This window comes from Pseudomonas sp. B6002 (assembly GCF_013385985.1).
In the GTDB taxonomy this organism is placed as follows: Bacteria; Pseudomonadota; Gammaproteobacteria; order Pseudomonadales; family Pseudomonadaceae; genus Aquipseudomonas.
In genome coordinates this window covers 109,346-134,475 of the sequence record NZ_JACAOY010000014.1, presented here as the reverse complement: position 1 = coordinate 134,475, position 25,130 = coordinate 109,346, and the positions used below count along the sequence as shown (strand labels likewise).

24 protein-coding genes and 1 tRNA gene are annotated in these 25,130 nt (G+C 63.1%); 13 read left to right on the top strand and 12 right to left on the bottom strand.

Annotated features, from left to right (window positions below):
- Positions 1–4: 4 nt before the first annotated feature.
- From HX792_RS19565 to HX792_RS19515, 11 genes are all read left to right on the top strand, one after another.
- The gene (locus HX792_RS19565; protein ID WP_176997625.1) at positions 5–1,636 is read left to right on the top strand and encodes an ABC transporter substrate-binding protein; all 1,632 of its coding nucleotides are present in this window, start codon (positions 5–7) and stop codon (positions 1,634–1,636) included.
- Positions 1,633–2,583: an ABC transporter permease gene (locus HX792_RS19560; RefSeq protein WP_176997624.1), complete on the top strand. Its 951-nt coding sequence runs from the start codon at positions 1,633–1,635 to the stop codon at positions 2,581–2,583. Before HX792_RS19565 ends, HX792_RS19560 begins: the two co-directional genes overlap by 4 nt.
- Before the next feature lie 3 nt (positions 2,584–2,586).
- Complete coding sequence (locus tag HX792_RS19555) at positions 2,587–3,468, top strand: ABC transporter permease (protein WP_176997623.1); 882 nt, start codon at positions 2,587–2,589, stop codon at positions 3,466–3,468.
- The gene (locus tag HX792_RS19550; RefSeq protein WP_176997622.1) at positions 3,465–5,138 is read left to right on the top strand and encodes an ABC transporter ATP-binding protein; all 1,674 of its coding nucleotides are present in this window, start codon (positions 3,465–3,467) and stop codon (positions 5,136–5,138) included. The genes HX792_RS19555 and HX792_RS19550 overlap by 4 nt, the downstream gene beginning before the upstream one ends.
- 252 nt (positions 5,139–5,390) lie before the next feature.
- Positions 5,391–6,404: an iron ABC transporter substrate-binding protein gene (locus HX792_RS19545; RefSeq protein ID WP_176997621.1), complete on the top strand. Its 1,014-nt coding sequence runs from the start codon at positions 5,391–5,393 to the stop codon at positions 6,402–6,404.
- Positions 6,405–7,997 carry an ABC transporter permease gene (locus HX792_RS19540; protein WP_371319371.1) on the top strand — a complete coding sequence of 531 codons (1,593 nt, stop codon included), beginning with the start codon at positions 6,405–6,407 and terminating at the stop codon, positions 7,995–7,997. It abuts the gene before it with no gap.
- Entirely contained in the window at positions 7,994–9,049 is a 1,056-nt protein-coding gene (locus HX792_RS19535) for an ABC transporter ATP-binding protein (protein WP_176997620.1), read from the top strand. The genes HX792_RS19540 and HX792_RS19535 overlap by 4 nt, the downstream gene beginning before the upstream one ends.
- Positions 9,050–9,109: 60 nt before the next feature.
- Positions 9,110–9,874 carry a hypothetical protein gene (locus HX792_RS19530; protein WP_176997619.1) on the top strand — a complete coding sequence of 255 codons (765 nt, stop codon included), beginning with the start codon at positions 9,110–9,112 and terminating at the stop codon, positions 9,872–9,874.
- A gap of 23 nt (positions 9,875–9,897) precedes the next feature.
- A complete protein-coding gene (locus tag HX792_RS19525; RefSeq protein WP_176997618.1) occupies positions 9,898–10,320 on the top strand; it encodes a hypothetical protein in 423 nt (140 codons plus the stop codon).
- A gap of 75 nt (positions 10,321–10,395) precedes the next feature.
- The gene (locus tag HX792_RS19520) at positions 10,396–11,061 is read left to right on the top strand and encodes a response regulator transcription factor (RefSeq protein WP_176997617.1); all 666 of its coding nucleotides are present in this window, start codon (positions 10,396–10,398) and stop codon (positions 11,059–11,061) included.
- The gene (locus tag HX792_RS19515; protein ID WP_176997616.1) at positions 11,037–12,410 is read left to right on the top strand and encodes an ATP-binding protein; all 1,374 of its coding nucleotides are present in this window, start codon (positions 11,037–11,039) and stop codon (positions 12,408–12,410) included. Before HX792_RS19520 ends, HX792_RS19515 begins: the two co-directional genes overlap by 25 nt.
- On the opposite strand, the gene HX792_RS19510 is transcribed toward HX792_RS19515, so the two are convergent.
- From HX792_RS19510 to HX792_RS19500, 3 genes are read right to left on the bottom strand one after another with little or no spacing between them, the layout of a single operon-like run.
- On the bottom strand, positions 12,331–13,773 hold the full coding sequence (locus HX792_RS19510) for an efflux transporter outer membrane subunit (protein ID WP_176997615.1): 1,443 nt from the start codon (positions 13,771–13,773) through the stop codon (positions 12,331–12,333). The two genes, HX792_RS19515 and HX792_RS19510, sit on opposite strands and share 80 nt — an antisense overlap.
- Position 13,774: 1 nt before the next feature.
- Entirely contained in the window at positions 13,775–15,328 is a 1,554-nt protein-coding gene (locus tag HX792_RS19505; protein WP_176997614.1) for an MDR family MFS transporter, read from the bottom strand.
- Positions 15,318–16,412: an HlyD family secretion protein gene (locus tag HX792_RS19500; RefSeq protein WP_371319370.1), complete on the bottom strand. Its 1,095-nt coding sequence runs from the start codon at positions 16,410–16,412 to the stop codon at positions 15,318–15,320. Before HX792_RS19500 ends, HX792_RS19505 begins: the two co-directional genes overlap by 11 nt.
- A 135-nt stretch (positions 16,413–16,547) precedes the next feature.
- On the opposite strand from HX792_RS19500, the gene HX792_RS19495 reads away from it, so the two are divergent.
- On the top strand, positions 16,548–17,462 hold the full coding sequence (locus HX792_RS19495) for a LysR family transcriptional regulator (protein WP_176997613.1): 915 nt from the start codon (positions 16,548–16,550) through the stop codon (positions 17,460–17,462).
- Between the two features lie 109 nt (positions 17,463–17,571).
- Here the strand turns inward: HX792_RS19495 and HX792_RS19490 are convergent, their stop codons facing one another.
- The 3 genes from HX792_RS19490 to HX792_RS19480 form a co-directional block, all read right to left on the bottom strand.
- Positions 17,572–18,000 (bottom strand): tetratricopeptide repeat protein, encoded by a 429-nt coding sequence (locus tag HX792_RS19490; RefSeq protein ID WP_176997612.1) that lies wholly within the window; start codon positions 17,998–18,000, stop codon positions 17,572–17,574.
- Between the two features lie 99 nt (positions 18,001–18,099).
- Positions 18,100–18,402, bottom strand: coding sequence for a toxin-antitoxin system YwqK family antitoxin (locus HX792_RS19485; protein ID WP_176997611.1), 303 nt, complete (start codon positions 18,400–18,402; stop codon positions 18,100–18,102).
- Positions 18,403–18,484: 82 nt separating this feature from the next.
- On the bottom strand, positions 18,485–19,087 hold the full coding sequence (locus tag HX792_RS19480) for a TetR/AcrR family transcriptional regulator (RefSeq protein ID WP_176997610.1): 603 nt from the start codon (positions 19,085–19,087) through the stop codon (positions 18,485–18,487).
- Positions 19,088–19,189: 102 nt separating this feature from the next.
- On the opposite strand from HX792_RS19480, the gene HX792_RS19475 reads away from it, so the two are divergent.
- Positions 19,190–19,930 (top strand): 3-oxoacyl-ACP reductase family protein, encoded by a 741-nt coding sequence (locus HX792_RS19475; protein WP_176997609.1) that lies wholly within the window; start codon positions 19,190–19,192, stop codon positions 19,928–19,930.
- A 121-nt stretch (positions 19,931–20,051) separates the two neighbouring features.
- On the opposite strand, the gene HX792_RS19470 is transcribed toward HX792_RS19475, so the two are convergent.
- The 6 genes from HX792_RS19470 to HX792_RS19445 all read right to left on the bottom strand — a co-directional run bounded on the left by HX792_RS19470 (position 20,052) and on the right by HX792_RS19445 (position 24,616).
- Positions 20,052–20,127 (bottom strand) — tRNA-Gly (locus HX792_RS19470).
- 60 nt (positions 20,128–20,187) lie between these two features.
- The gene (gene pgsA, locus HX792_RS19465) at positions 20,188–20,748 is read right to left on the bottom strand and encodes a CDP-diacylglycerol--glycerol-3-phosphate 3-phosphatidyltransferase (protein ID WP_105700203.1); all 561 of its coding nucleotides are present in this window, start codon (positions 20,746–20,748) and stop codon (positions 20,188–20,190) included.
- Between the two features lie 32 nt (positions 20,749–20,780).
- Positions 20,781–22,604: an excinuclease ABC subunit UvrC gene (uvrC, locus tag HX792_RS19460; RefSeq protein ID WP_176997608.1), complete on the bottom strand. Its 1,824-nt coding sequence runs from the start codon at positions 22,602–22,604 to the stop codon at positions 20,781–20,783.
- Position 22,605: 1 nt separating this feature from the next.
- Positions 22,606–23,247, bottom strand: coding sequence for a UvrY/SirA/GacA family response regulator transcription factor (gene uvrY, locus HX792_RS19455; protein WP_003190387.1), 642 nt, complete (start codon positions 23,245–23,247; stop codon positions 22,606–22,608).
- 176 nt (positions 23,248–23,423) lie between these two features.
- Positions 23,424–23,864: a GNAT family N-acetyltransferase gene (locus tag HX792_RS19450; RefSeq protein WP_176997607.1), complete on the bottom strand. Its 441-nt coding sequence runs from the start codon at positions 23,862–23,864 to the stop codon at positions 23,424–23,426.
- Between the two features lie 2 nt (positions 23,865–23,866).
- Positions 23,867–24,616: a carbon-nitrogen hydrolase family protein gene (locus HX792_RS19445; protein ID WP_176997606.1), complete on the bottom strand. Its 750-nt coding sequence runs from the start codon at positions 24,614–24,616 to the stop codon at positions 23,867–23,869.
- Positions 24,617–25,130 lie beyond the last annotated feature (514 nt).

Genomic DNA, 25,130 nt, shown 5'->3' with positions numbered 1-25,130 from the left:
CCCTTTGACGAGATCCACTGTACCGAGCCGCCTGCTGGCGTCCTGCGCCCTGGCACTGAGCCTGGTGGGCTGCTCACCTTCGGGTGAACAGGCCCAGGCCAGCAAAACCCTGAGCATCGCGTTTTTTGGCGACAACACCACGTTGGTCAGCGTCGATCCATTCCAGGTCTACTGGCTGGAACACCGGGTGCTGCTGCGCAATGTCGCCGAGTCCCTGACCGACCAAGACCCGCAGAGCGGCAAGATCATCCCCTGGCTGGCCAAAAGCTGGGAGGTGAGCGACGACGCGCTGACCTACACCTTCCACCTGCGCACGGACGTGACCTTCAGCAATGGCGAACGCTTCGATGCCAAGGCGGTGAAAACCGCCTTCGACAGCGACAAGGCCCTGGCCACCGAGCTGCCGGCGACGTTTGGCGCGACTTACCTGGCGGGCTACGACCACGCCGAAGTGGTCGACGACTTCACCGTCAAACTGGTGCTGGCCAAGCCCAACGCGGGGTTCCTGCAAGCCACCTCCACCACCAACCTGTCGATCCTGGCGCCTGCCTCCTATGCCCTCAGCGCCAAGGAGCGCTCCCTGGGCAAGATCATCGGCACCGGGCCTTTTGTGCTCGCCAGCTACACGCCCGAAGTCGGCGCGCACCTGACCAAGCGCAAGGGCTACGCCTGGGCGTCGGCCAACATGAAGAATCAGGGCGAAGCCCACCTGGATGCGGTGGACGTGAGCTACATCCCCGAAGAAAGCGTGCGCAACGGCCTGTTCCTGCAAGGCAAGGCCGACATCCTGTGGCCGCGCAACCCGTTCTCTGAAGTCGACCTCAAGCTGTTCCAGTCCAAGGGCGCGACCATCCAGAGCCGTTCGCTGCCGGGCCCGGCGCTCAACCTGTACCCCAACACCCGGGGCGAACGCCTGCTGGCCGACAAGCAAGTGCGCCTGGCCGTGCAAAAAGCCATCGATCGCAAGAGCTACGCCAGCACCGTGTACAACGCCGAATTCCCGGTGGTGGACGGCATCTTTGACGTGACCACACCCTACTTCAAAAGCCAGGGCGCCAAACTGGCCTACGACCCCCAAGGTGCCGAACAACTGCTGGACGCGGCCGGCTGGGCCAAGGGCGCCGACGGCTACCGCCAGAAGAACGGCAAGCGCCTGAGCCTGAGCTACAACATCAGCCCGGCCGAAACCGCCGGCGATGTGCTGATCCAGGATCAACTGCGCAAGGTCGGGATCGACCTGAAGCTCAGTGTGGTCACGCGTGCCGAGTGGATCGCCAACAACTCGTCGGGCAACTATGACCTGTCGATCAATTACATGACCCGCGCCGACCCGATCATCCTGCAAACCATCCTCGACCCGCGCACCGCCAACAGCGCGACCCTGGCCACCAATATTTACGAGCCCCAGGTGCTCGACAAGGCCAAGGGCTTGTTCGATGCCGGCATCACCGCCACCCAAAGCTCGCAGCGTGCTGCGGCCTACGGTGACTTGCAGGATTTGCTGATCGACGAAGGCGCTGCGTTCCCGGTGTACGAGCGCGTGTGGCAGGCGGCGACATCGCCCCGGGTGAAAAACTTCCAGTGGACCGCCGAGGGCTTTGCGTTGCTGGGTGATATCGAGGTCGGCCAACCATGACTCGCTACCTGATCGGCCGCGTAGGCCAGGCCATGCTGGTGTTGTGGGGGGCTTATAGCATCACCTACTTCATCCTCTACCTGCTGCCGGGTGACACGCTGTCCATCATGCTCAGCGCGTCGGGCATGGAAGCCGACGCGCTGTCGGTGGAAGACCTGGCCAAGGCCCGCGCCTATTACGGCCTGGACAAGGGCGTGTTCGAGCAGTACTTCAACCTGCTGCTGGGCGCCTTGCACGGGGACTTCGGCCAGTCGCTGTCGCTGAATCGCCCGGTGGCCGAACTGCTCGCCGAACGCCTGCCGCAGACGCTGTCCCTGGCAGGCCTGGCGATTGTGTTGTCGTTGGTCGGCGGCATCGGGTTGGCTTACCTGGCGGCGTATGTGCGCTGGCGGCCGCTGAAAGTGGCGTTGGCGCGGTTGCCGTCGCTGGGGTTTTCGGTGCCGGTGTTCTGGATGGGCTTGCTGTTGATCCAGGTGTTTGCATTTGGCCTGGGCTGGTTTCCGGCCACTGGCAGCCGGGGGTTCGAGAGCCTGGTGCTGCCGGCGATCACCCTGGCGATTCCCAGTGCGGCGGTGTACGCCCAGGTGTTGCAGCGCAGTTTCCAGGGGGTGTGGCAGGAGTCCTACATCACCACCGCCTACGCCAAGGGCCTCAGCCGAGGCCAGGTGCAGGCGCGCCACGGGTTCAAGAATGCCGCGCTGCCGATCCTCACGCTGATCGGCCTACAGGTGGGCAACACCGTGTCCGGCGCGGTGCTGGTGGAAACCATCTTCGCCCGCTCGGGCATTGGCCGCCTGGCTCAGGAAGCGGTGTTGCGCCAGGACATTCCGGTGGTGCTGGCAATCGTCGCGGTGTCCGCCGCCGCCTTTGTGCTGGTGAACCTGCTGGTGGACTTGCTGTACCCCTGGCTCGACCCGCGCATTTCCCATACACCCAAGGTGTCCTAAACCATGACTATCCTTCAGCAAAACCTGGGGCACACCGACGTCTGGCAACGCCGCAGCCGCCTGCAACGCGCCAACGCGGTGGTGCTGCCACTGCTGCGCCGGCCGGGGTTTACCGTGGCGTTGCTGATCGTGATATTCGCGTTGGTCGCGGCCGTGGTGCCGCAGTGGCTGACGCACTTCGACCCTTACGCCACGGCCCCAATCGACAAGCTGCGCGCACCGAACCTGACCCATCTGTTCGGCACCGATGAACTGGGCCGCGACCTGTTTACCCGGATGGTCTACGGCGCCAGCCTGTCGGTGCAGGCCGCATTCCTGGCGGTGGGCATCGCCTTGGTGGGCGGGCTCGGGCTGGGCATTTTCTCGGGTTTTGCCGGAGGGCGTGTCGACGCGGTGATCATGCGTTTCATCGACGTGCTGCTGGCCCTGCCCGGCCTGCTGCTGGCCTTGGCCATTGTCACGGCCATCGGTTTTGGCACCGTGCCGGTGGCCATCGCCGTGGGGGTGGGCATCATTCCGGGGTTTGCGCGCACCACCCGCGCCGAAGTGTTGCGGGTCAAGACCCTGCCCTATGTAGAGGCGGCCCGGTTGGGCGGCGCCAGTTGGGCGCGGACCTTGCTGCGGCACATCCTGCCCAACGCCTGGGGACCGGTGGCGGTGCTGGCGACGCTGGACTTCGGCGCCGCAATCCTCGCCACGGCCGGCTTGAGTTTTCTCGGTTTCGGCGCAGCACCTCCGGCGGCCGAATGGGGCACCTTGATCGCCAACGGCCGGCACTTCCTGATCACCGCACCCTGGGTGTCCTTGCTGCCCGGCCTGTTCCTGGTGGCCGTGGTCTTCAGCCTTAACCACATTGCCCGCACGTTTGAGGAGCATCGCCGATGAGCCCCCTTCCCCCGCTGATCGATGTACGCCAGCTTGAGGTGAGCTATCACTCTGGCGGTCAGGCCAACCCGGCCGTGCGCAACCTGTCGTTCTCACTGGACCAGGGCGAGACCGTGGCGATTGTCGGCGAGTCCGGCTCGGGCAAGTCGACCCTGGCCAATGCGATCCTCGGCCTGTTGCCGGACAACGCCCGCATCACTGACGGAGCGCTGTGGGTGAATGGCGACGACCTGACCCGCGCCAGCGACCGCCAGAAACGCCAGCTACGCGGGCGCACCATTGGCCTGGTGCCCCAGGACCCGATGGTCAGCCTCAACCCAACCTTGCGCATTGGCCAGCAGATTGCCGAGGCCGTGATCCTGGCCAAGGGGCGGCGTTACCCCGGCGTGGATGCCGACGTCGTCGAGCTGCTGCAACAGGTGGGTATCGACAAGCCGGTGCTGCGCGCCCGCCAATACCCTCACGAGTTGTCCGGCGGCATGCGCCAGCGGGTGCTGATCGCCATCGCCCTGGCCGGCAACCCGCGCCTGATCATCGCCGACGAACCCACCAGTGCACTGGACGTCACCGTGCAACGCAAGATCCTCGATCACCTGCAACGCCTGGTGAGTGAGCGCGGGATTTCCTTGTTGATCATCACCCATGACCTGGGCGTGGCGACTGATCGCGCCGACCGGATACTGGTGATGCAGCAAGGCGAGTTGGTGGAGCAAGGGCCGCCGCGCCAGATCCTGCAAACGCCCCGCCACGACTACACCCGCGCGCTGATCGCCGCTGCGCCGGCCTTCGCCAGGCGCCGCGAGCCGTTGCCCAGCGTGCCTCATATCCAGGCGCCGATCCTGAGCCTGCGCAACGTGGCCAAGACGTTCAGCCTACCCAAGGTCAAGGGCGAAACCGCGACCTTCCAGGCCCTGGAGAACCTCAGCCTGGACGTGTACCCCGGCCAGACCCTGGCCATCGTTGGCGAATCCGGCTCGGGCAAAAGCACCGCGCTGCGCATCGCCCTGGGCCTGGAGAAACCGACCCGGGGCCGAGTCCTGTTCGAACAGCAGGATGTGACCGAGCTGAGCTGGCGCGACTTTCGCCCACTGCGCCAGCGTATCCAGCTGGTGCAACAAAACCCGTTTGCCGCCCTTGACCCGCGTTTCACCGTGTTCGACAGCATTGTGGAACCGCTGGTGTCGTTTGGGCGGTTAAAGGGCGCGGCTCTGGAACAGGCCGCGCGCGAACTGATCGACCGCGTGCACCTGCCCGTCAGCTTTCTCGACCGCCTGCCCCGCGAGTTGTCCGGAGGCCAATGCCAACGAGTCGCCATCGCCCGCGCACTGGCGCTCAAGCCCGACCTGCTGCTGCTCGATGAACCAGTGAGCGCGTTGGATGTATCGGTGCAGGCGCGCATTCTTGACCTGCTGGAAGAACTTCAACGGGAGATGGGCATGGCGTACGTGCTGGTGTCCCACGACCTGTCGGTGGTTGCCAACTTTGCGCATCGGGTGCTGGTGCTGCGCCAGGGCCAGGTGGTTGAACAGGGGTCGGTGGAGCAGATTTTCAGCCATGCCACCAGCGCGTATACCCGTGAGTTGATTGACGCGATACCTGGGAGGCGCCCTGCCCCGATCGAAGAACGATTGCCACCCCTCCACCCTCGCCTTAACGCCATCGCCGTGTAGGAGCCGGCTTGCCGGCGATGAGGCCCTTCAGATGAGCGCATGCCTCAAGGGCGCCATCGCCGGCAAGCCGGCTCCTACACAGATCGTGTGGTGTCGCTTTCGCTGAATTCATCACATCGGTTTGACGTTTTTTTCTCATTCGCGCCTCTACATTCGCCCCGCCTCAACATGCAAATGATTCCTATTGGTCTAGTCTCAACCGACCTCTCGCGGATTTCCCGTGCATTTCATAAAAACCGGAGCGCCCACCGCATGACCACCCGTCTCTCTTCCTTCGTCAAAAGAACCCTGCTCGCCACCGCGTTGGTCAGCGCCGGGCATGTGTATGCCGCCGACACGCCGGGCATCGTGGTGTACAACGCCCAGCACGAAAGCCTCACCAAGGCGTGGATCGAAGGGTTTACCCAGGAGACCGGGATCCCGGTGACCATCCGCAATGGCGATGACACCGAGATGGGCAACCAGATCGTGCAGGAAGGCGCGGCGTCCCCGGCCGACGTGTTCCTCACCGAAAACTCCCCGGCCATGGTGTTGGTGGACAACGCCGGGCTGTTCTCGCCGCTGGCGCCGACCACCCTGGAGCAAGTGGACGCGGCTTACCGCCCGGCCCATGGCAAGTGGGTCGGCATCGCCGCGCGCTCCACGGTGTTTGTGTACAACCCAAGCAAACTTAAAGAAGCCGACTTGCCCAAGTCCCTGCTGGACCTCGCCTCCCCCAGCTGGAAAGGCCGCTGGGCCGCCTCGCCGGCCGGTGCTGACTTCCAGGCGATTGTCGCCGCCGTGCTGGAGCTCAAAGGCGAAGCCGCCACCCTTGACTGGCTCAAGGCAATGAAGACCAATGCGAGCATCTATCGCGGCAACAGTGCCGTGCTCAAGGCGGTCAACGCCGGCCAGGTCGACAGCGGCGTGATCTACCACTACTACAGCTTCGTCGACCAATCCAAGACCGGCGAAAACAGCAAGAACACCCAGCTGCACTACTTCAAGCACCAAGACCCGGGCGCCTTCGTGAGCACCTCCGGTGCCGGCGTGCTGGCGTCGAGCAAACACCCGGAAGAGGCCCAGGCCTTCGTCAAGTGGATCACCGGCAAAGACGGCCAGGCGATCCTCAAGGACGGCAACTCATTTGAATACGCCGTGGGCCAGAACGCCCAGTCCAACCCCAAGCTGACCCCGCTGTCGCAGCTGGAGGCGCCGAAGGTCGACGCGTCCAAGCTCAACAGCAAGAAAGCGGTGGAATTGATGACCCAGGCCGGACTGCTCTGATTGCTGCCTGAATCATCCCTGCCCGGCGTTGCACAGGCAGCGCCACGCAAACGCCCCCACGGCTTGTTCAAAAGCCGTGGGGGCACGTGGGTTACCGGTTTGTCGGTGTTGGTGTCGCTGCTGGCGTTGCTGCCGATTGCATTTGTGATCGGCGTGTCGTGGCAGATCGGCTGGGCGCAGATCGAGGCGCTGGTGTGGCGCCCTCGGGTCGGCGAACTGCTGGCGAACACCGTGCTGCTGGTGCTCTTTACCCTGCCGTTGTGCATTGTGCTGGGCGTCGCACTGGCGTGGTTGACCGAACGCACGAACCTGCCAGGCCGGCGCTTCTGGTCTTTGCTGGCAGTGGCGCCGTTGGCGGTGCCGGCGTTCGTGCACAGTTACGCCTGGGTCAGCCTGGTGCCGTCGATCCACGGTCTGCCGGCCGGCGTGCTGGTGTCGGTCATAGCCTATTTCCCGTTTTTGTACCTGCCGGTGGCGGCGACCTTGCGCCGGCTTGATCCCGCGATTGAAGACGTGGCCGAGTCCCTGGGCCTCAAGCCGTGGGCAGTGTTTTTTCGCGTGGTGCTGCCCCAGTTGCGCCTGGCGATCTGCGGCGGTGCGCTGCTGGTGGGCCTGCACCTGCTGGCCGAATACGGCCTGTACGCGATGATCCGCTTTGACACCTTCACCACCGCGATCTTCGATCAGTTCAAGTCCACGTTTAACGGGCCGGCAGCGAATATGCTGGCGGCGGTGCTGGCGCTGTGTTGCCTGGCGATGCTCACCGTTGAGTCCGCCGCACGCGGCCATGCCCGCTATGCACGGGTGGGCTCCGGCAGTGCCCGCGAACAGCGCATTGTGCGGCTGGATACCCGCACCACCCTGCTCGCCCTCACCCTGCAAGGGGCGACCTGCGCGCTGGCCCTGGGCGTGCCGCTGGTCACCCTGGGCCAATGGCTGATCGCCGGTGGCCGCGAGGTCTGGCAACTCGGCGAATTGCTGCCGGCGCTGGAGCAAACGGTAGTGTTGGGGCTGGCCGGCGCGCTGTTGACCACCTGCGCGGCGGTGCCGATTGCCTGGCTGTCGATCCGCGCACCGGGGCGCCTTCAGCGCATCCTGGAAGGCTGCAACTACATCACCAGCTCGTTGCCCGGCATCGTGGTGGCCCTGGCGTTGGTCACCGTGACCATCCATTTTGCGCGGCCGATCTACCAGACCACGATCACCGTGTTGCTCGCCTACCTGCTGATGTTCCTGCCACGGGCGCTGGTGAGCCTGCGCGCCGGTATCGCCCAGGCGCCAGTGGAGCTGGAGAACATGGCGCGCAGCCTGGGCCGCTCGCCGGGCCGGGCGCTGTGGCTGATCACCATGCGCCTGGCCGCACCGTCTGCGGCTGCAGGCGCGGCGCTAGTGTTTTTGGCCATCACCAATGAACTGACGGCCACCCTGTTGTTGGCCCCCAACGGCACGCGCACCCTGGCCACCGGTTTCTGGGCAATGACCAGCGAGATCGATTACGCAGCGGCCGCGCCCTATGCGCTGATCATGATCCTGCTGTCACTGCCGTTGACCGGCCTTCTCTATCACCAATCCAAACGCACGGCCGGCCGATGAACGCTCTCGAACTGAACGCACTCTGCAAATCCTTCGGTACTCAACGCGCCCTGGCGGATGTCAGCCTGTCGGTGCCCACCGGCAGCCGCACGGTGATCGTCGGGCCCTCCGGTTCCGGCAAGACCACCTTGCTGCGGATGATTGCCGGCTTTGAATTCCCCGACAGCGGCAGCCTCACGCTCAACGGCCAGGTGCTGGTGGACGCCACCCACGCCGTGCCGGCCCACCAGCGCCAGATCGGCTATGTACCCCAGGATGGCGCGCTGTTTCCGCACATGACCGTGGCCGACAATATCGGCTTCGGCCTGCCCGCCAACCATTCATCACGCACCGAACGTATCGCCGAACTGATGGACAGCGTGGCCCTCGACGCCGCCATGGCGCGGCGCTGGCCCCACGAACTCTCCGGTGGCCAGCAACAGCGTGTGGCCCTGGCCCGGGCACTCGCGCAACAACCGCGCCTGATGCTGCTGGATGAGCCCTTTTCCGCACTGGACACCGGGCTGCGCTCGGCGATGCGCAAGATGGTCGCGCGGTTGCTGAGCGAGGCTGGCATCACCACGATTCTGGTGACCCACGATCAAAGCGAAGCGCTGTCATTTGCCGACCAGTTGGCGGTGATGCGCCAGGGCCGGCTGGTGCAGTCTGGCCATCCGATGGACCTGTACCAATACCCGGTCGATGAGCAGACCGCGTTGTTTCTTGGCGACGCCGTGATCCTGCCCGCCCGGGTTGAAGACGGCTGGGCTCACTGCGACCTGGGACGTGTGGCCGTGGACAGCAAGCTCAACCACGCCACCACACGGATCATGCTGCGCCCGGAACAACTGCTGTTGAGCACCACCGATGGCGCTGGCTGCCGAGGCGTGGTGACCGAACGTGAGTTCGGCGGCAATACCTGCACGCTGACCGTCGAGCTGCACGGGCATGACCATGCGATTTTGGTACGCAGCTCCGGCCTGCAGGCGCCACCCATGGGGAGCGTGGTGCACCTCACCACCGTGGGCATGGCCCATGTGTTGAAAAAAGCGCCGGCCCTCAGTCCCAGCTAAGTTTCGGGGCTTACCTTCTCTCCTGCGCCGACCGCCGCGCCGTCCAGGAGAGGTAACCCGATGAATGCCACAGCAGCCCGTTGGCTGAACAAAGTACCCGAGGTGACGCTGTCCTTCTGGGTGATCAAGATTTTGTCCACCACCGTGGGCGAAACCGGCGCGGATTACCTCGCCGTCGATGCCGGCTTCGGCGCCGGCCCCACCAGCCTCGGCATGGCTGCGCTGCTCGCCATCGCGTTGTTCTGGCAACTGCGCACCAAGGCCTACACCCCGTGGATCTACTGGCTGACCGTGGTGCTGGTGAGCATCGTCGGCACGCAGATCACCGACATCCTCACCGACAAACTCGACGTCAGCCTGTACGCCAGCACGGCGATATTCTCGGTGTTGCTCGCACTCAACTTCAGCGTCTGGTACCGCACCGAACGCAGCCTGTCGATCCGCGACATCGTCACGCCGCGCCGCGAGTGGTTCTATTGGACGACGGTGCTCTGCACCTTTGCCCTGGGCACCGCCGCCGGAGACCTGGCCACCGAAGCACTGGGCCTGGGTTTCACCCTCGGCGCGGTGATTTTCGCCGGTTTGATCGCCGCCACGCTGGTGGCTTGGCGCCTGGGCGTCAACAGCGTGCTGACCTTCTGGGTGGCTTACATCCTCACCCGGCCCCTGGGCGCGTCCCTCGGCGACCTGCTCACCCAAGCCAAGACCTACGGCGGCCTGGGCATGGGCGCCAACTGGACCAGCGCGCTGTTCCTCTGCGTCATCGTGCTGTTGGTGGCCGTCGCACAGGTCAGCGTCGGCAACCGCAAAACCCTTTCCCACTGAATACTCACCCCAAGGAAACTCTCATGCGCCCTTTTCACAACCTGATTCGCCGCGTTGCCATCGCCTCCGCCATTCTGATGCTGGGCATCGCCACCGGCTGCTCCAAACCCGCCGACAAACCGAAGGCCGGCACCGACCCGACCACCAGCCAAAGCCAGGCATCCCAACTGGGCGACCTGTCGGCGTTCCGCAACATCGCCGTGGATGTCTCGGTCCTCGTCGCCAGGAATGACCTGGCAGGAGCCAAGACCCGTATCAAGGACCTGGAAACCACCTGGGACGCCGCCGAAGCCGGCATCAAGCCGCGTGCCGCCAGCGACTGGCATGTGCTGGACAAAGCCATCGACCGCGCACTCTCGGCGCTGCGTGACGGCAACCCGATCCAGGCCGACTGCAAGGCCGCAATGGATGACTTGCTCAAGGCTTTCGACCAGATGAAAGGCTGACGCTTGCCGGTACAGGTGCTTCAATACACACGCGGCGATCACCTCGCCGCGTGTGCAATTTCTGCGGAGTGCGATATGCGGATACTGCTGGTCGAAGACGACCCGATGATTGGCGATGCGATCCAGCGCGCGCTCAGCGATGCGAGCTACGCCGCCGACTGGGTCAAGAACGGCCTCACGGGCCTGGCCGCCCTCGACACCCACCCCTACGACCTGGTGCTGCTGGACCTGGGCCTGCCCGGCAAGGACGGCCTGGAAGTACTCGACACTATCCGCTCGCGCAACAACCCGGTTCCGCTGCTGATCATCACCGCCCGCGACAGCCTCGATGACCGCCTGCGCGGCCTCGACGCCGGTGCCGATGACTTCCTGCTCAAGCCCTTCGACATCGCGGAACTGCTCGCGCGCATCCGTGCGGTGCTGCGGCGCAAAGGCGGCAGCGCGTTGTCGTTGCTGGGCAATGGCGTGGTGTCCCTGGACCTGCTGACCAAACAGGCGAGCACCGAAGAGCAGCGCGGCGTGGCGCTGTCGAGCCGGGAATTTGCCCTGCTGCAGGCCTTGCTGATACGCCCCGGCGCGATCCTCTCGCGCAGTGAACTGGAAGACCGTCTGTATGGCTGGGGCAACGAAGTGGAAAGCAATGCAATCGAGTTCCTGATTCACGCCTTGCGGCGCAAGTTGGGCAGCCATGTGATCAAGAACGTCAGGGGCATGGGATGGATGGTTTCAAAAAACGCTTGAGTGAATCGGTACAACTACGGCTGTCGGTGACGCTGTCCCTGGCGATTCTGTTGGTGGCGTTGCTGGCCAGTGTGTTTGCGTTTGTCTCGGCCTTTGAAGAAACCCATGAACAGCAGGACGACACCTTGCGCCAAGTGGCCCTGCTGTTTGACCGCCAGCAGATGAGCCTGCAATACCCCCACCCCGGCACCGCCATCAAGGGCGACGACGAAGAGTCGCGGGTGATCATTCAATACCTGGGCGATGGTCAACACGCCACGGGCACCACCGATGAAGCGCTGCCCCTGCCCTTTCCGACCACGCTTGCCGATGGCCTGTCCACAGTGACCGTCGCAGGTGAAGCGTTCCGCGTGTTGGTGCACACCACCACGCAAGGCAAGCGGATTGCCGTAGCCCAGGAGCAGGACGCCCGAGACAAGGACGCCCGCGAAAGCGCGTGGCGCAGTTTGTTGCCGTTCCTGATCCTGTTCCCGGTGCTGTTGCTGGTGGTCGGCGATCTGGTGCGCAAGCTGTTCCGCCCGATCGGCGTGCTGGCGGCGGAAATCGACGGACGTGCCGAACAGGCGCTGCACCCGATTGATGAGCACCACCTGCCCACCGAAGTCCGCCCGTTTGTGGTGGCGATCAACCGCTTGCTGGCGCGCGTCGAGCAGTCCATGGACAGCCAGCGCCGCTTTGTCGCCGATGCCGCCCACGAACTGCGCTCACCCATGACCGCCCTGGCCCTGCAGGCCGACCGGTTGGCGGCCACCGCCATGTCTGCCGCCACCCGCGAGCGCTTTTTACCCCTGTCCCGCGGCATTGAGCGTAGCCGTGCATTGATCGACCAATTGCTCAGCCTGGCCACCGCTCAGTCGGCGGCGCAGCGCCCCCAGTCCAGCCTGTCGGTGCATGAGGTCTATCGGCAGGTGCTGGAAGACCTGCTGCCGTTGGCCGAGCGCAAGCAGATCGACATTGGCGTGGTCAGCCTTCAAGACGTGCAGGTGCTGTTCAACCCCATGGACCTGTTCACGCTGGTGAAGAACCTGGTGGATAACGCCATTCGCTACACCCCGCCGGGCGGCTGTATCGACCTGTCGGTGGCCGAGGTTTCGGGCGCCGTGCAACTGCTGGTCAAGGACTCGGGGCCCGGCATTTCCGAGGAGGAACAGGCGCGCGTGTTCGACCCGTTCTACCGCAGCCTGGGCACCGACGAAGCGGGTTCCGGGTTGGGGCTGTCGATCGTCAAGGCCATCGCCGACCGCACGGGGGCACGGGTGGCGTTGGCGTTCAGCGATGAGGGGGCGCAGCGGGGGTTGTGTGTGACGGTGTGGCTCCCTGCCCACCGCCCATCGCCAGGAACAGATTGACGGTCTCCTGGTACCGCTTGCCACGGGCTTGCACCCATTGCACCTGCGCCAGTTGTTGGGTGCGCTGGGCCTGCACCACTTGCAGCAGGCCAGCGCTGCCTACTTGATACGCCTGTTGGGTCAGGCGCAGCGCAGCAGTGGCCGAGTCGAGGGCCTGTTGCTCGGCACGCGCTTCATCCGCGGCGTTTTGCAGGCCGTGCAGGCTGACAGCGACCTGCTGAAACGCGCGCAATACCGTCTGCTGATAGGCCGCGAATGCGCCCTGGTAGGCATCTTCGGCCGCCCGTTGGCGCGCCGATAACGTGCCGCCATGGAACACCGGGCCGGCCAGCCCGCCGAGCAGGCTCCAGGCAGAGCTGGCGGGGCCGGAAAACAAGGCTTCGTCACTCAGGCTGGCGCTCAGGGTCAGGTGCGGGTACAGGTCTGCCGTGGTCACTCCGACCCAGGCGTTGGCTGCCTGCAAACGGGCCTCGGCAGCGCGGATATCCGGGCGCAGGCGTATCAGCTCAGAGGGCACCGCCACGGGGACCTGTTCAGGCAGCTGGAGGGAGGCCAAATCGAAGTCCGGTGCGGTCCAGCGCGTTTCGGTGGCGCCGACCAGGGTGGTCAACACGCCGCGATTGACCGCCAGTGCCTGGGCCAGCACCGGCAGGCGTGCGCGGTCTCGGTCAAGCTGGCTTTGCGCCAAACTCACGTCCAAGGTTGAAGCCACACCGGCCTTGGCCGCCTGTTGCACGCGGTCGAGGGTCTGCTGATCGGCCTCGATCACCGAGGAGACGGCCTGGACCTGCCCGTTCAGCACGGCCATGCGCAGCACGGCGCCCACGCTGTTGCCGGCGACTTCCAGGCGCGCTGCATTCAGTGCCTGTTGCTCCACCTGCACATTGGCCGAGGCCATTTCAACCTGGCGCCGCTCGCCGCCGAACAGGTCCAGGTCATAGGTGGCGCGCAGCCCGCCGCCATAGGCCGAGAACAACGGAAAGTCCTCGGCCTGAGGCCCGAACGCCGTGGCGCCGACCTTGGTCCGACCCGCGCTGGCGCCGACATCGACCTGCGGTAACCGCCCACCGTCGGCCATCGCCACGCCTTCCCGGGCTTTGGCCAGGTTGGCGCGGGCGATCACCAGCGCGCCGTTCTGCGCCAGGGCGCGGTCGACGGTGCGGTTGAGGTCGGGGGAGCCCAGCAAGGTCCACCAGTCTTCACGCAGCACCTGGCCGCTGTTGAGTTGCACCTCCTGGCGCGAGTTGGCGAGGTAGTGTTGCTCTTCGGGTGGCTGGGGCGCCGAGTAATCCGGGCCGACCGTGCAGCCGGCCAGCGCCAGGCTTATCAGCAACAGGGTGAAGGGTGTGAAGGAAGTATTCATGTCAGTGCGCCTCACCGGTGTTGCCGGTTCTGGTTTTTTTCAGCAAAAGCACGGCGAGGAAGGCAAGCCCCAGCAATGCACTCTGCAAAATGATGGTGTCGCTGAACGCGAGGATCGACGCCTCGCGGCGGATCAATCGGCCGACGTCGACGATGGCCTGATGGCGGGCCAGTTCCGGGTCGCTGATGCCGCGCGCAAGAAACCACTGGGTCAACGCATCGAGCCGTTGCCGGGTAGCGTCATTGAGCAACGACACCTGCGGGGTGATTACGTCGGAATGGTATTTGCCGCTGTTGCTCATGAAGGTCTGCAACACTGCGATGCCGATGGCGCCACCGAGGTTGCGGGTCATGTTGAACAGCGCGGCGGCGGAGCCTGCGTGTTCGCGCTCGATCCCCGCCACGGCGATGGCCGACAGTGGCGTCATCACCAGCACCTGGCCCAGGGCGCGGATCAAGCTGGAGGCAATGAACTGCGGGCCGGCAAAACTCATCGACAGGTTCGTGGCCAGCAAGCTGCCCGCGATCAGGATCAAATACCCCACCGCCACCAGCTTGCGTGGGTCGAAGCGCCGCATCAGCGCGGGCACCAGCGGCAGCATGAGCAATTGCGGGATGCCGATCCAGATCAATACATAGCCGACCTGCTCGGAGTTGTAGCCATGGATACGCGCCAAATACAGGGGAATGATGTACACCCAGGTGTACATCGACAGGCCAAAGAAGAAGTTGGCCAAGGTACCCAGGCCGAAGTTGCGCCGCGCCAGTAGGCGCAATTGCAGCAGCGGATTGCGCCGGCGCAGTTGCACGCACACAAACACGCCCAGGGCCACCGCCGCGATCAGGCTGAGGCGCACGATGAAGGGCGAGCCGAACCAGTCATCCTTCTCGCCCTCTTCCAGCACCGTTTCAAGGCAACCCAGGCCAATCGCAATGCTGAGAATGCCCCACCAGTCCCCCGTGCGCAGCAGGTGTAGCTGGCGCGGTTCGGCGTCCAGGGCAAACCACAACAGGCCGAGCATGATCGAGCCGGGCAGCAGGTTGACGTAGAAGATCGACTGCCAGCCGAAGGTCTGGTTGAAGTAGCCGCCGATCACCGGCCCGATGGACGGGGCGAAGATCGCCGAGACCGAATAGATCGACAGGCCGATCGCATGCTTGGACGGCGGCAGGCGCGTCATGATGATGGAGAACGCCAAGGGAATCAGCACGCCCCCGGCGAAGCCCTGCATGGCGCGCACCACGATCATCTGCCCCAGGTTCTTGGCAAAGGCGCAGGCCACCGTGAGGATCAAAAACAGCACGGTGTTGGTCAGCAAGTACGTGCGCGTCGAGAAGACCCGCGCCAGCCAGCCGCTCATGGGGATCACGATGATTTCCGCGACCAGGTAGGCGGTGGTGATCCAGCCGCCTTCATCGGAGCCGGCACCGATGGCGCCCTGGATATCGCTCAAGGACGAGCTGACGATCTGGATGTTGAGGATCGCCAGGAACGCGCCGAGCGCGGCGCCGACCACCGCCACCCAGGTGCGCAGGCTCACAGGATCATGGTTCATGGCGTGGCGCCCGGGTATCGATGGCGGCGGTCACGGACATGCCCGGGCGCAGGCGCCCGGCCAGTTCACCCGCGTCGCTGAAAACGATCTTCACCGGGATGCGCTGCACGATCTTGGTGAAATTACCCGTGGCGTTGTCCGGTGGCAGCAAGCTGAATTCCGCGCCGCTGGCCGGGGCCAGGGTGTCGACGGTGGCGCTCAGGTCGTGGTCGGGAAAGGTGTCGACGCTGACCCGCACCGACTCACCGGGGTGCACATTGAGCAGTTGGGTTTCCTTGAAGTTGGCGACCACATACACCTGTGCCAGCGGCACCAGCGCCATCAACTGTGTGCCCGGTTGCACCAACTGCCCGCTGCGCACGCTGCGTGCCGCGACGGTGCCGTCCACCGGCGCCACCACGCGGGTGTAGCTCAGGTTTAGTTCGGCCTGGTTACGCTGGGCTTGGGCAGCGTCTCGGCGCGCCACTGCACGTTCTCGCTGACGGGCAAGAACATCCACGTGCTGGCGGGCGCTCAGCGCAGCAGCTTGCAACCCCTCCAGATTGGCGCTCTGCGCCTTGGCGTCGGTGGTGGCGTTATCGGCCTGCTCGTTGGACCCAAAGCCGACCCGCGCCATTGCCTGGCGCCGCGTGTCGTTGCGCCGCGACAGGCTCAACGTCGCCGAGGCGGCAGCCACGCGAGCATCGGCCTGGCGAATCAGCGAAGCCTGCGCGATGACCTGGGCGTCCAGTTGCGCAACGGCCGCCGTTGCCGCCGCGACGTTGGCACGGGCGTCGTCGAGGGCGTTGTGCAGGTCGCGGTCGTCAATGGTCGCCAACAGTTGGCCGGCCTTGACCGGCTGGTTGTCGTTGACCAGCAGTGCGCTGATGTAACCGCCGACCTTGGGCGCGATCACGGTGGAATCGGCCTTGAGGTAGGCGTCGTCGGTGCTTTCGATAAAGCGCCCATCGCGCCAGTAATAAAACCCTTGAAGCAGCACCAGGGCGATGATCACGAGAGCGACCAGAAACAGCGCAAGGCGCGCCCATTGTTTGCGTCCAGTGGAAACAGAAGTGTCTTCGGAGTGAGAATTGAGATGGCTCACGGTGAGGCTCGCTAGATGAACAGAATCGGGCTCAAGGCTTGGCTAAGAGCGGGGTTGGTGGCAGTCTGATGAGGATGCGAGCGGCTGGGTAGCCGTTAAAAAATCAAGGCATCCTTGCAAAAAAAGGAAGGAAGTATGGCGAACGAGATCAGTGACCTGCGGTTGTTCGTGCGCATCGTGGCGGCGGGCAGCCTGTCGGAGGCGGCACGGCGCCTGCACAGTTCACTGCCTGCCGTGAGCCGGCGCCTGTCGGGTCTGGAAAGCCGCTTGGGCGTGCGGCTGATCAACCGGGGTTCGCGGCATTTCAGCCTGACGGAAGAAGGTGCGCTGCTGCACGAGCGCGGGCTGTTCATTCTCGACGAGCTGGACGCGGCGGTGGCCGAAGTGGGCACACGGCTGGAGACGCCCCACGGGCATATCCGCGTAGGTGCGCCCCTGGAAATCGGCCGACGGCGAATTGCACCGCTGATTGCCGAGTTTTCCAAGCGCTACCCGCGTATCACCGTAGAACTGCTGCTCTCCGATTCACCCGCCGACGTAGCGGGTGACGACTTGGATGTAGGCCTGTTGACCGACAACCCCAGCGACACCGGCATGGTCAGCCGCCGCTTGCTGTCCAGCCGCCGCGTGGTGTGCGCGTCACCTGACTACCTGGCGCAGCACGGCACGCCGCAGACGCCCCAGGACCTGCTGCACCACGACTGCCTGCGCCTGGTGCGTGGCCGGCGTATCTTTGATCGCTGGACCTTCCAGGAAAACGGCCATGGGCTGGAGGTGCAGATCAAGGGCACCCTGCTCAGCAACAACGCCGAGGTGATCCATGATTGGGCGGTGGGCGGCAGCGGCATAGTGCTCAAGGCGTTGTGGGATATTCAGGACGACCTGCGCGACGGTCGCCTGATCGCCCTGCTGGAGCCTTACGCCAACGACTACCTGTTTCTCAACGCCGTGTTCCCCAGCCGCCGCCACCTGCCGCCACGGGTACGGGTGTTCCTCGACTTCCTGGCCGATGCGCTACAGCAACAGGATGCCAACCCCGAAGGCTTGTAGTGAGCGGGCTAGCCCCGCGCCGCGGTGTGTCAGATGAACCTTGGGCGTCAGGTACACCGCGGCGCGGGGCGAGTCCGCTCACTACAGGATGGGGGCGGGGTGTACTTGTTTACAAAGTGGCGCGTGTTTTTAGAAAGTTGAAGTAGTGCGGACTTTCATTGGCAAAAATGTCTGCTCCAGCGCCCATGTAGGCCCGCATCAACTCGTCTGCCGCACGGTCCTCTTGCCCTTCATCGAGATAAACCTGCCCAAGCCGCAGGTGCAGAAAGGGGTTACCGATGGCACCAGGACAGGTCATCGCATACTGCAACGCATCACGCGCAGACCCCTTGTAGCCCGACAGAAAACAGGCGTCGGCTATTGCCGCCAGAATCCAGGTTGAAGCTTCCCAGTCGTTTTTTGGCTCAGGCACCCACTGCCACGCAGTGTTGTATTCGGCGATTGCAGCCTCGTACCTTCCTTGTTCAGCCAACGCGTCACCCACGCGTGAATGCTGTTTTATTTGCTCGTGCAGGGCGCTATCAAGTTGAGTGCTCATATCCAAATCCCTTTAGAAAATCACAGGAAACCAACGCTAACGCCAGATTGCTTTTGATCACATCAACTTAACCAGACCGTATGTACTGCAATCACACCGTCAACACTGCCGCATCCCATCAGCGCCCCAGAACGCCCACTCTCCTACTTCCAGTCCCTTGTCATAAGCTCCTTTCGCGGCGACTGCACCGTTTTCGTGATAGTCAATCCAATTTCCCTGTTCGACGCCGTCTACATAAGTCCCCTCTGAAGCCAGGCTGCCATTTTCATGGAAGGCCCTGAACAGTCCGTGGCGAACCCAGCGGCTACCATCGTTTGCCAGGTAGCGGGAGTATCTGAAATGAATCACTCCACTCTCATAAGGGATTTCTGCAATGTCTAAATCATTCATTTTTTTGTCCATGGCTGAAACGCTCCCGGTTCATACAACTCAGTCGTGAAGAGCCTGCCTGTTAAAAAAAATTGCCGGCGCCCTGTACCTTAGCTCAGCCTTCAATACACACTGGCCAGACCGTCATCGCCAACCGCACCACGTGCTGCAAACTTTCGCGAGAGGCCCCATCCCGAGCCTGCACCGACATGCCCTGCTGTACGCCAATGATGAACCTGGCGAAGGTCTGAACATCGGTGTCGGCGGGCAACTCTCCCTCGGTAACAGCCTCGGCGATTCGCTCTTCAAGTTTCATCACGCCTGTTTGACGCAGATCCTGTACCCAGCAGCCAAGGGATTGCGGCCCTTCACTGCCGACATTTGACAGGGTCACCATGCAGCCACCCGGCCGGCCTTTCAATGTGAGCACGTCAGCGGACTCCATCAGGAACTGCTCAACCGCCTCACGCACAGGCGAAACCTCATACACCGGTTTCCAGATCGACGGGGTGACGACCTCCCGATAGCGCGTCACCGCCTCGACGTACAGCGCCTCCTTGCTGGTGAACGCGGCGTACAGGCTTGGGGAGCCGATGTCCATCGCGCTGCACAGCTCTGAAATCGACGTTGCGCTGTAGCCTTTTTCCCAGAACAGCGTCATCGCGGCATCAAGCGCTTGATCACGGTCGAAATTGCGTGGACGACCTCGGGTAGACATGGATAACTCCTATTTCTGTATCGATCACCACAGTAATTGATTGACAGCCCTGGAACAACCTCAGCATATTTATATAACGATCAACACAGAAAGGCAGTTCACATGACCACTCTCAACGGAAAACGCGCCCTGGTAACGGGCGCAAGCCGTGGTATCGGCAAGGCGATTGCACTGGCACTGGCAGCAGAAGGGGCCGACGTGGTGATTACTTACGAACGCTCGCGGGAAAAGGCTGAAGCCGTTGTGGCACAAATCAAGGCGGCCGGGCGCAAGGCCTTCGCCTTGCAGGCCGACAGCGCCGACGCGCAAGCGGTGAAGAACTCGGTAGACCAGGCTGCAGAGGCGCTCGGCGGGTTGGACATACTGGTCAACAACGCCGGCATTTTTCAGTACGGCACGCTGGAAACCCTGAACTTGGCCACGCTTGATGCGGTGATCGACGTCAACATCAAGTCCGTCATCCTCGCCAGCCAGGCTGCCTTGGCGCACCTGCCGGACGGCGGTCGTATCATCAACCTGGGCAGTTGCCTGGCCGAGCAGGTTCCCGCAGCCGGCCTGAGCATTTACTCCATGAGCAAATCCGCACTGATCGCCTTCACCCAAGGCCTGGCCCGCGACCTAGGGCCGCGCGGCATTACGGTCAATATTGTTCACCCAGGCCCCACCGACACCGACATGAACCCCGCCGACAGCGAGAAAGCGGCTGCGAGCAAGGCCGGCATCGCGCTGGGCCACTACGGCACCAGCGAAGACGTTGCGGCGGCGGTCACCTTCCTTGCCGGCCCTGGCGCCCGGCAGATCACCGGTGCAGGTTTGCTGGTCGATGGTGGCGTGAACGCTTGAGGCCGATGCGCGCTGTGTGTCAGAGATTTCCACGAAAACAAAAAAAGACGCCAAAGCGTCTCCTTCCATAAATCGCAGGCAAAAAAAAGCCACTCGTTAGAGTGGCTTTTTTCGTAATGCTTGGAGCGGGAAACGAGACTCGAACTCGCGACCCCGACCTTGGCAAGGTCGTGCTCTACCAACTGAGCTATTCCCGCTTGGTGATGCGCATTCTATAGAAATCTCAGAACTCGTCAACCGCTTGATTCAAAAAAGTTTTATTTCTTTTCAACGGTGGTGCGCAGGTGAGGCCAGGCAGCGCGCAGATATTGGAGCATGGACCACAGTGTCAGGCCGGCCGCGATCAGCAGCAGCGCGTAGCCAATCAGGACCCAGAAGGAGAAGTCCGACGGGTTGGCCAGCAGGATCACCAGTGCCAGCATTTGCGCAGCGGTTTTCCACTTGCCCAGGTTGGACACGGCCACGTGGGCGCGGGCGCCGATTTCGGCCATCCATTCGCGCAGGGCCGAGACGACGATCTCGCGGCCGATGATCACGGCAGCCGGCAGGGTCAACCACAGGTTGCCGTGTTCCTGCACCAGCAACACCAGGGCGACAGCGACCATGAGTTTGTCGGCCACCGGGTCCAGGAACGCACCGAACGGCGTGCTCTGCTCCAGGCGGCGTGCCAGGTAGCCGTCGAGCCAATCGGTCGCCGCGGCAAATGCAAAGACCGAACTGGAGGCGGCATAGCTCCATTCGTAAGGCAAATAGAACAGCAAAATGAAAATCGGAATAAGCAGGACGCGTAGAACGGTGATCAGATTAGGGATATTCATCGGCACAACTGGCTACGAGGTGGAAAGGCATTCTATTCGCTGTGCAGATTGGCATAAATCAACTCAGCGAGCTTTTTACTGATACCGGGTGCTTTGGCTATTTCGTCAATGCTGGCACGGGATAGCTCCTGCAAGCCACCAAAATGTTTAAGCAAGTCACGCCGCCGTGTCGGCCCTACCCCCGCCACCCCTTCCAGGGTTGAGGTTCGCCGGGTTTTGCCACGTCGGGCGCGGTGGCCGGTAATGGCGAAGCGGTGGGCTTCGTCGCGGATCTGCTGGATCAAATGCAGCGCCGGTGAGTCGCCCTTCAAAGTGAACTCATGGGCGGCATCATTCAAGTACAACGTTTCGAAACCGGCCTTGCGCGTGGCGCCCTTGGCCACGCCGAGCAGGATCAGGTCGGGCACGGCCAGTTCGTTGAGCACGTCACGGGCCATGGACAACTGGCCCTTGCCACCGTCCACCAGCAGGATGTCGGGGAGCTTGCCCTCCCCGTCCTTCAGCTTGCTGAAGCGCCGAGTCAGCGCCTGGTGCATGGCGGCGTAGTCATCGCCCGCCGTCACACCTTCAATGTTGTAGCGCCGGTAGTCGGCCTTGATCGGCCCTTCCGGCCCGAACACCACGCAGGAGGCCACCGTGGCCTCGCCGCTGGAGTGGCTGATGTCGTAGCACTCCAGGCGCTGCGGTGGTTCGTCCAGGTTGAGCACTTCGGCCAGGGCGTCGAAGCGCGCGGCGACGTGCTGCCGGTTGGCCAGCCGCGCGCCCAGGGCCTGTTCGGCGTTGGTCACCGCCAGTTGCTGCCAGCGGGCGCGGGTGCCGCGCACGCGGTGGCTGATGTCCAGTTCGCGGCCACGCAGTTCGTGGATCGCCTCGATCAAGGTGGGGAAGTCTTCATGCACCACGTTGACGATCAGCTCCGACGGCAGGTCGCGCTCGGGGCTGCTGACGTAGTACTGGCCGAGGAACGCAGCCATGACTTCGGCCACGTCTTCGTCGATACCGGTCTGCGGGAAGAAGTTCTTGCTGCCCAGCACTCGCCCGCCGCGCACGCTGATCAGGTGCACACAGGCGCCGCCCGGGTTCACGAAGGCTGCGATCACGTCGACGTCTCCGGTGCCGCCTTCCATGCTCTGCTGGTCCTGGACTCGGCGCAGCAAGGAGATCTGGTCGCGCAGTTCTGCTGCCCGCTCGAAATCCAGCGTACTGGCCGCCTGCTCCATGGCCCCCGACAGCTCATCGGTGAGCGCATTGCTGCGACCTTCGAGAAACATCACCGAATGGCGCACATCCTCGGCGTACTCCGCCGGCTCAACCAGGCCTACGCACGGCGCCTTGCAGCGCTTGATCTGGTATTGCAGGCAAGGCCGGGTGCGGTTCTTGTAGAAGCTGTCTTCGCACTGGCGCACAAAAAAAGTCTTTTGCAGCAGGCTCAGGCTTTCGCGGATCGCTCCGGCGCTGGGGTACGGGCCGAAATACTTGCCCTTGAGCTTCTTGGCGCCCCGGTGAATGCTCAAGCGCGGGAAGTTGCCGTCGGACAAATACACGTAAGGGTAGGATTTGTCGTCGCGCAGCAGGATGTTATAGGGCGGCCGCCATTCCTTGATCAGCGTCTGCTCAAGCAGCAGCGCCTCGGTTTCATTGGCGGTGATGGTGGTCTCGACCTGCGCGATACGCGCCACCAAGGCGGCGGTCTTCGGCGCAAGACCGGTCTTGCGAAAGTAGCTCGCCAGGCGGTTCTTCAGGTTCTTGGCTTTGCCGACATAAAGCAGGCGTGCCTCGCTGTCGAACATGCGGTACACGCCAGGGCGGCCACTGCAGGTTGAGAGGAAGGCACTCGGATCAAACGGTGTGGTCATGTCAGGCGCTGGCGTCCACCATGCCGTGGCGTACCGCGAGCAGGGTCAATTCAACATCACTGCTGATGGCGAGCTTCTCGAAAATACGATAGCGGTAGGTGTTGACGGTTTTGGGCGACAGGCACAGCTTGTCGGAGATCGTCTGCACCTTCTGGCAACCGACGATCATCAGGGCGATCTGGATTTCCCGCTCCGACAGCGCATCAAACGGCGAGTCACTGGTGGGCTGGAACGATTTAATGGCCAATTGCTGGGCAATCTGCGGGCTGATGTACCGTTGGCCGGCAAATACCAGGCGAATGGCTTGCACCATCTCTGCCAGGCCTGCGCCCTTGGTCAGGTAACCCGCCGCACCTGCCTGTAGAAGGCGTGTAGGAAACGGGTCTTCCTCGCACACGGTCACCACCACGACTTTGATGTCCGGATGGCTGCGCAACAATTTGGTAGTGGCACCAAGACCGCCGATCCCAGGCATCTTGACGTCCATCAAAACCACATCGGGTTTCAACTCCCGGGCCTTGATCAGGGACTCCTCCCCCGACTCAGCCTGGCCGACTACTTGCAGGCCATCGATGTCAGCCAGCATTCGTGTAATGCCTGTACGAACGAGATCATGGTCATCGACTACTAGCACCCTAATCAAGCAGACACCTCGCGATATGGTCTTATAGGTTGCTGAACACCTTAGCAAAAAACCAAGGTACAGACCTAGCTGCAAGCGTCATATATATAGAGTTTGCGTGCGATTTCGGCCATCGCCGACTCGCAGCCGGCCTCTTATGCTGAGCAAAAGGTCAACTTTACCCTGGCGCCAATGCGCTACGCCTCCGGAACACGAGGACATTCGCGCTCCATGCGCCAGAAACAATCTTCCTCTCCAACGATGCTCAAACCCAGCCGCTGGTACAGTCTTCTCGCTGGATTGGTCTTGAACACCGTCAAGCGCAAAAGCCCCTGCGCCTGGGCCTTGAGCGCCATCTGTTCGAGCACCCAACTGCCCGCGCCGTGTTTGCGACAGCTCTCCAGCATATGCAGCTCGCGAATATACAGCGCCCGGCTGTCACGACTCAGGCTGATAAAGCCCATCACCGTGTCATCGTTGCAAATCAGCCAGTTCTCGCGCCCCGCCCAAGCGACGTCGAAACCATCGTCAGACCACAACAACCCATATTGAAGGTAGTAGCGGCTCATGGCTTCGCGGGTGAGCTTTCGCGCAAACACACGATCCTCATCTGTCGCTGCTCGAAGGTGAAACGCCATGGCTAGAGGACGACCACTTGGCCAGCCCACTGCACGTCCTCACGGCGGGCGATCACCAAGGCGTCGCCAACGCCGGGGGCGGATGCGAGCAAACTGCCATCAACCGACCAGATGGCACTGCGACCGGCACACACGTAGCCACCCGAGGGGCCACCATGGTTGGCCATCAACACCACCAAGCCATGCTCGGCGGCGTATCCCTGAAGCAGCGCGCTGTCATTGGCATAACCGCCTTCGCTGATCAGTACACCTGCGGCATACACCGTGGCCCCCGATTCAGCCGCCTGGTGTGGATGGCTGACGTGGGAAAAGTCTGCACATACCGCCAGCGCAATACGGTCACTGCCCCGTTCGAGCGCTTCACCGCCTTGCCCCGGAATAAACGCCACTTCCTCACCCGGATGCAGGTGCTGCTTGGTGTAGACCGCCAGGGAGCCGTCCGCCCCCAACACCAATGCGCCAATCAACACGCCGCCCTCAGGTGCCAGGCGGATCGGCATCCCCACCACCGCCGTCATTCGCAACTCCCGCGCCATTTCCCGCAGCGGCGCCAGCACCGCGTCATCCGGGGCAACCGCCAGGTCGGCCGCCAGCGACGGCTCATACCCGGTCAGCGACAATTCCGGGAACACCAATACCTGCACGCCATACTCGGCGGCGGCGTGCATCAATCGCAGATGCCGCTGGATATTGGCGGGCACGTCGCCGGCGATGGAGGCAGATTGAGCAGCAGCAAGGGTCAAGGCAGTCATGGTCGCGTCCAAGCAATCGGTATCAAAGTGTTATCAGCATATCCCGACCGATAGCCGTCAGTACCCCTGCGCGATAGAAATTACCGATTGAATCCTCCTGCGTGCCTCTAGTAAGCTCACCCCCATCATTTGGAGACATAACATGTTGCAACTCACCCACACTCAGGTTTGCCCTGCTGCCAGCGCCCCGCGTTCGGTATCGGCTACCCGCGTGAACGGTTCGAGCGCAGCTGTAAGCTTTTATTTTGGGTATTGGTTTAGCCACTGGCGCGCCTGATACCTGAAATCGGCGGCCACTACTCAAGGGGTCGCCTGCCAGAGAAATCTAACCCCCGGTCGGCTCCCCGACCGGGGGTTTTGTTTTTTCAGGCCCTTAACTTTTTTGAAGAACATTTAAAGGAATCACGACATGAACTACGCCACCTATTACCGCTACGACACCAGCACTGCATGGCGATTTAGCAAGCTCCGTTCGGGACAGCCTGCCGCCTCCGATCGGTCACCTATTGGTGGC

What these genes read in the sequence shown, in the direction of transcription:
- HX792_RS19560 (WP_176997624.1), top strand. Translation starts at nt 1,633, where the DNA reads ATGACTCGCTACCTGATCGGCCGCGTAGGCCAGGCCATGCTGGTGTTG.
- HX792_RS19555 (WP_176997623.1), top strand. Translation starts at nt 2,587, where the DNA reads ATGACTATCCTTCAGCAAAACCTGGGGCACACCGACGTCTGGCAACGC.
- HX792_RS19550 (WP_176997622.1), top strand. Translation starts at nt 3,465, where the DNA reads ATGAGCCCCCTTCCCCCGCTGATCGATGTACGCCAGCTTGAGGTGAGC.
- HX792_RS19545 (WP_176997621.1), top strand. Translation starts at nt 5,391, where the DNA reads ATGACCACCCGTCTCTCTTCCTTCGTCAAAAGAACCCTGCTCGCCACC.
- HX792_RS19535 (WP_176997620.1), top strand. Translation starts at nt 7,994, where the DNA reads ATGAACGCTCTCGAACTGAACGCACTCTGCAAATCCTTCGGTACTCAA.
- HX792_RS19530 (WP_176997619.1), top strand. Translation starts at nt 9,110, where the DNA reads ATGAATGCCACAGCAGCCCGTTGGCTGAACAAAGTACCCGAGGTGACG.
- HX792_RS19525 (WP_176997618.1), top strand. Translation starts at nt 9,898, where the DNA reads ATGCGCCCTTTTCACAACCTGATTCGCCGCGTTGCCATCGCCTCCGCC.
- HX792_RS19520 (WP_176997617.1), top strand. Translation starts at nt 10,396, where the DNA reads ATGCGGATACTGCTGGTCGAAGACGACCCGATGATTGGCGATGCGATC.
- HX792_RS19515 (WP_176997616.1), top strand. Translation starts at nt 11,037, where the DNA reads ATGGATGGTTTCAAAAAACGCTTGAGTGAATCGGTACAACTACGGCTG.
- HX792_RS19510 (WP_176997615.1), bottom strand. Translation starts at nt 13,773, where the DNA reads ATGAATACTTCCTTCACACCCTTCACCCTGTTGCTGATAAGCCTGGCG.
- HX792_RS19505 (WP_176997614.1), bottom strand. Translation starts at nt 15,328, where the DNA reads ATGAACCATGATCCTGTGAGCCTGCGCACCTGGGTGGCGGTGGTCGGC.
- HX792_RS19495 (WP_176997613.1), top strand. Translation starts at nt 16,548, where the DNA reads ATGGCGAACGAGATCAGTGACCTGCGGTTGTTCGTGCGCATCGTGGCG.
- HX792_RS19490 (WP_176997612.1), bottom strand. Translation starts at nt 18,000, where the DNA reads ATGAGCACTCAACTTGATAGCGCCCTGCACGAGCAAATAAAACAGCAT.
- HX792_RS19485 (WP_176997611.1), bottom strand. Translation starts at nt 18,402, where the DNA reads ATGGACAAAAAAATGAATGATTTAGACATTGCAGAAATCCCTTATGAG.
- HX792_RS19480 (WP_176997610.1), bottom strand. Translation starts at nt 19,087, where the DNA reads ATGTCTACCCGAGGTCGTCCACGCAATTTCGACCGTGATCAAGCGCTT.
- HX792_RS19475 (WP_176997609.1), top strand. Translation starts at nt 19,190, where the DNA reads ATGACCACTCTCAACGGAAAACGCGCCCTGGTAACGGGCGCAAGCCGT.
- pgsA (WP_105700203.1), bottom strand. Translation starts at nt 20,748, where the DNA reads ATGAATATCCCTAATCTGATCACCGTTCTACGCGTCCTGCTTATTCCG.
- uvrC (WP_176997608.1), bottom strand. Translation starts at nt 22,604, where the DNA reads ATGACCACACCGTTTGATCCGAGTGCCTTCCTCTCAACCTGCAGTGGC.
- HX792_RS19450 (WP_176997607.1), bottom strand. Translation starts at nt 23,864, where the DNA reads ATGGCGTTTCACCTTCGAGCAGCGACAGATGAGGATCGTGTGTTTGCG.
- HX792_RS19445 (WP_176997606.1), bottom strand. Translation starts at nt 24,616, where the DNA reads ATGACTGCCTTGACCCTTGCTGCTGCTCAATCTGCCTCCATCGCCGGC.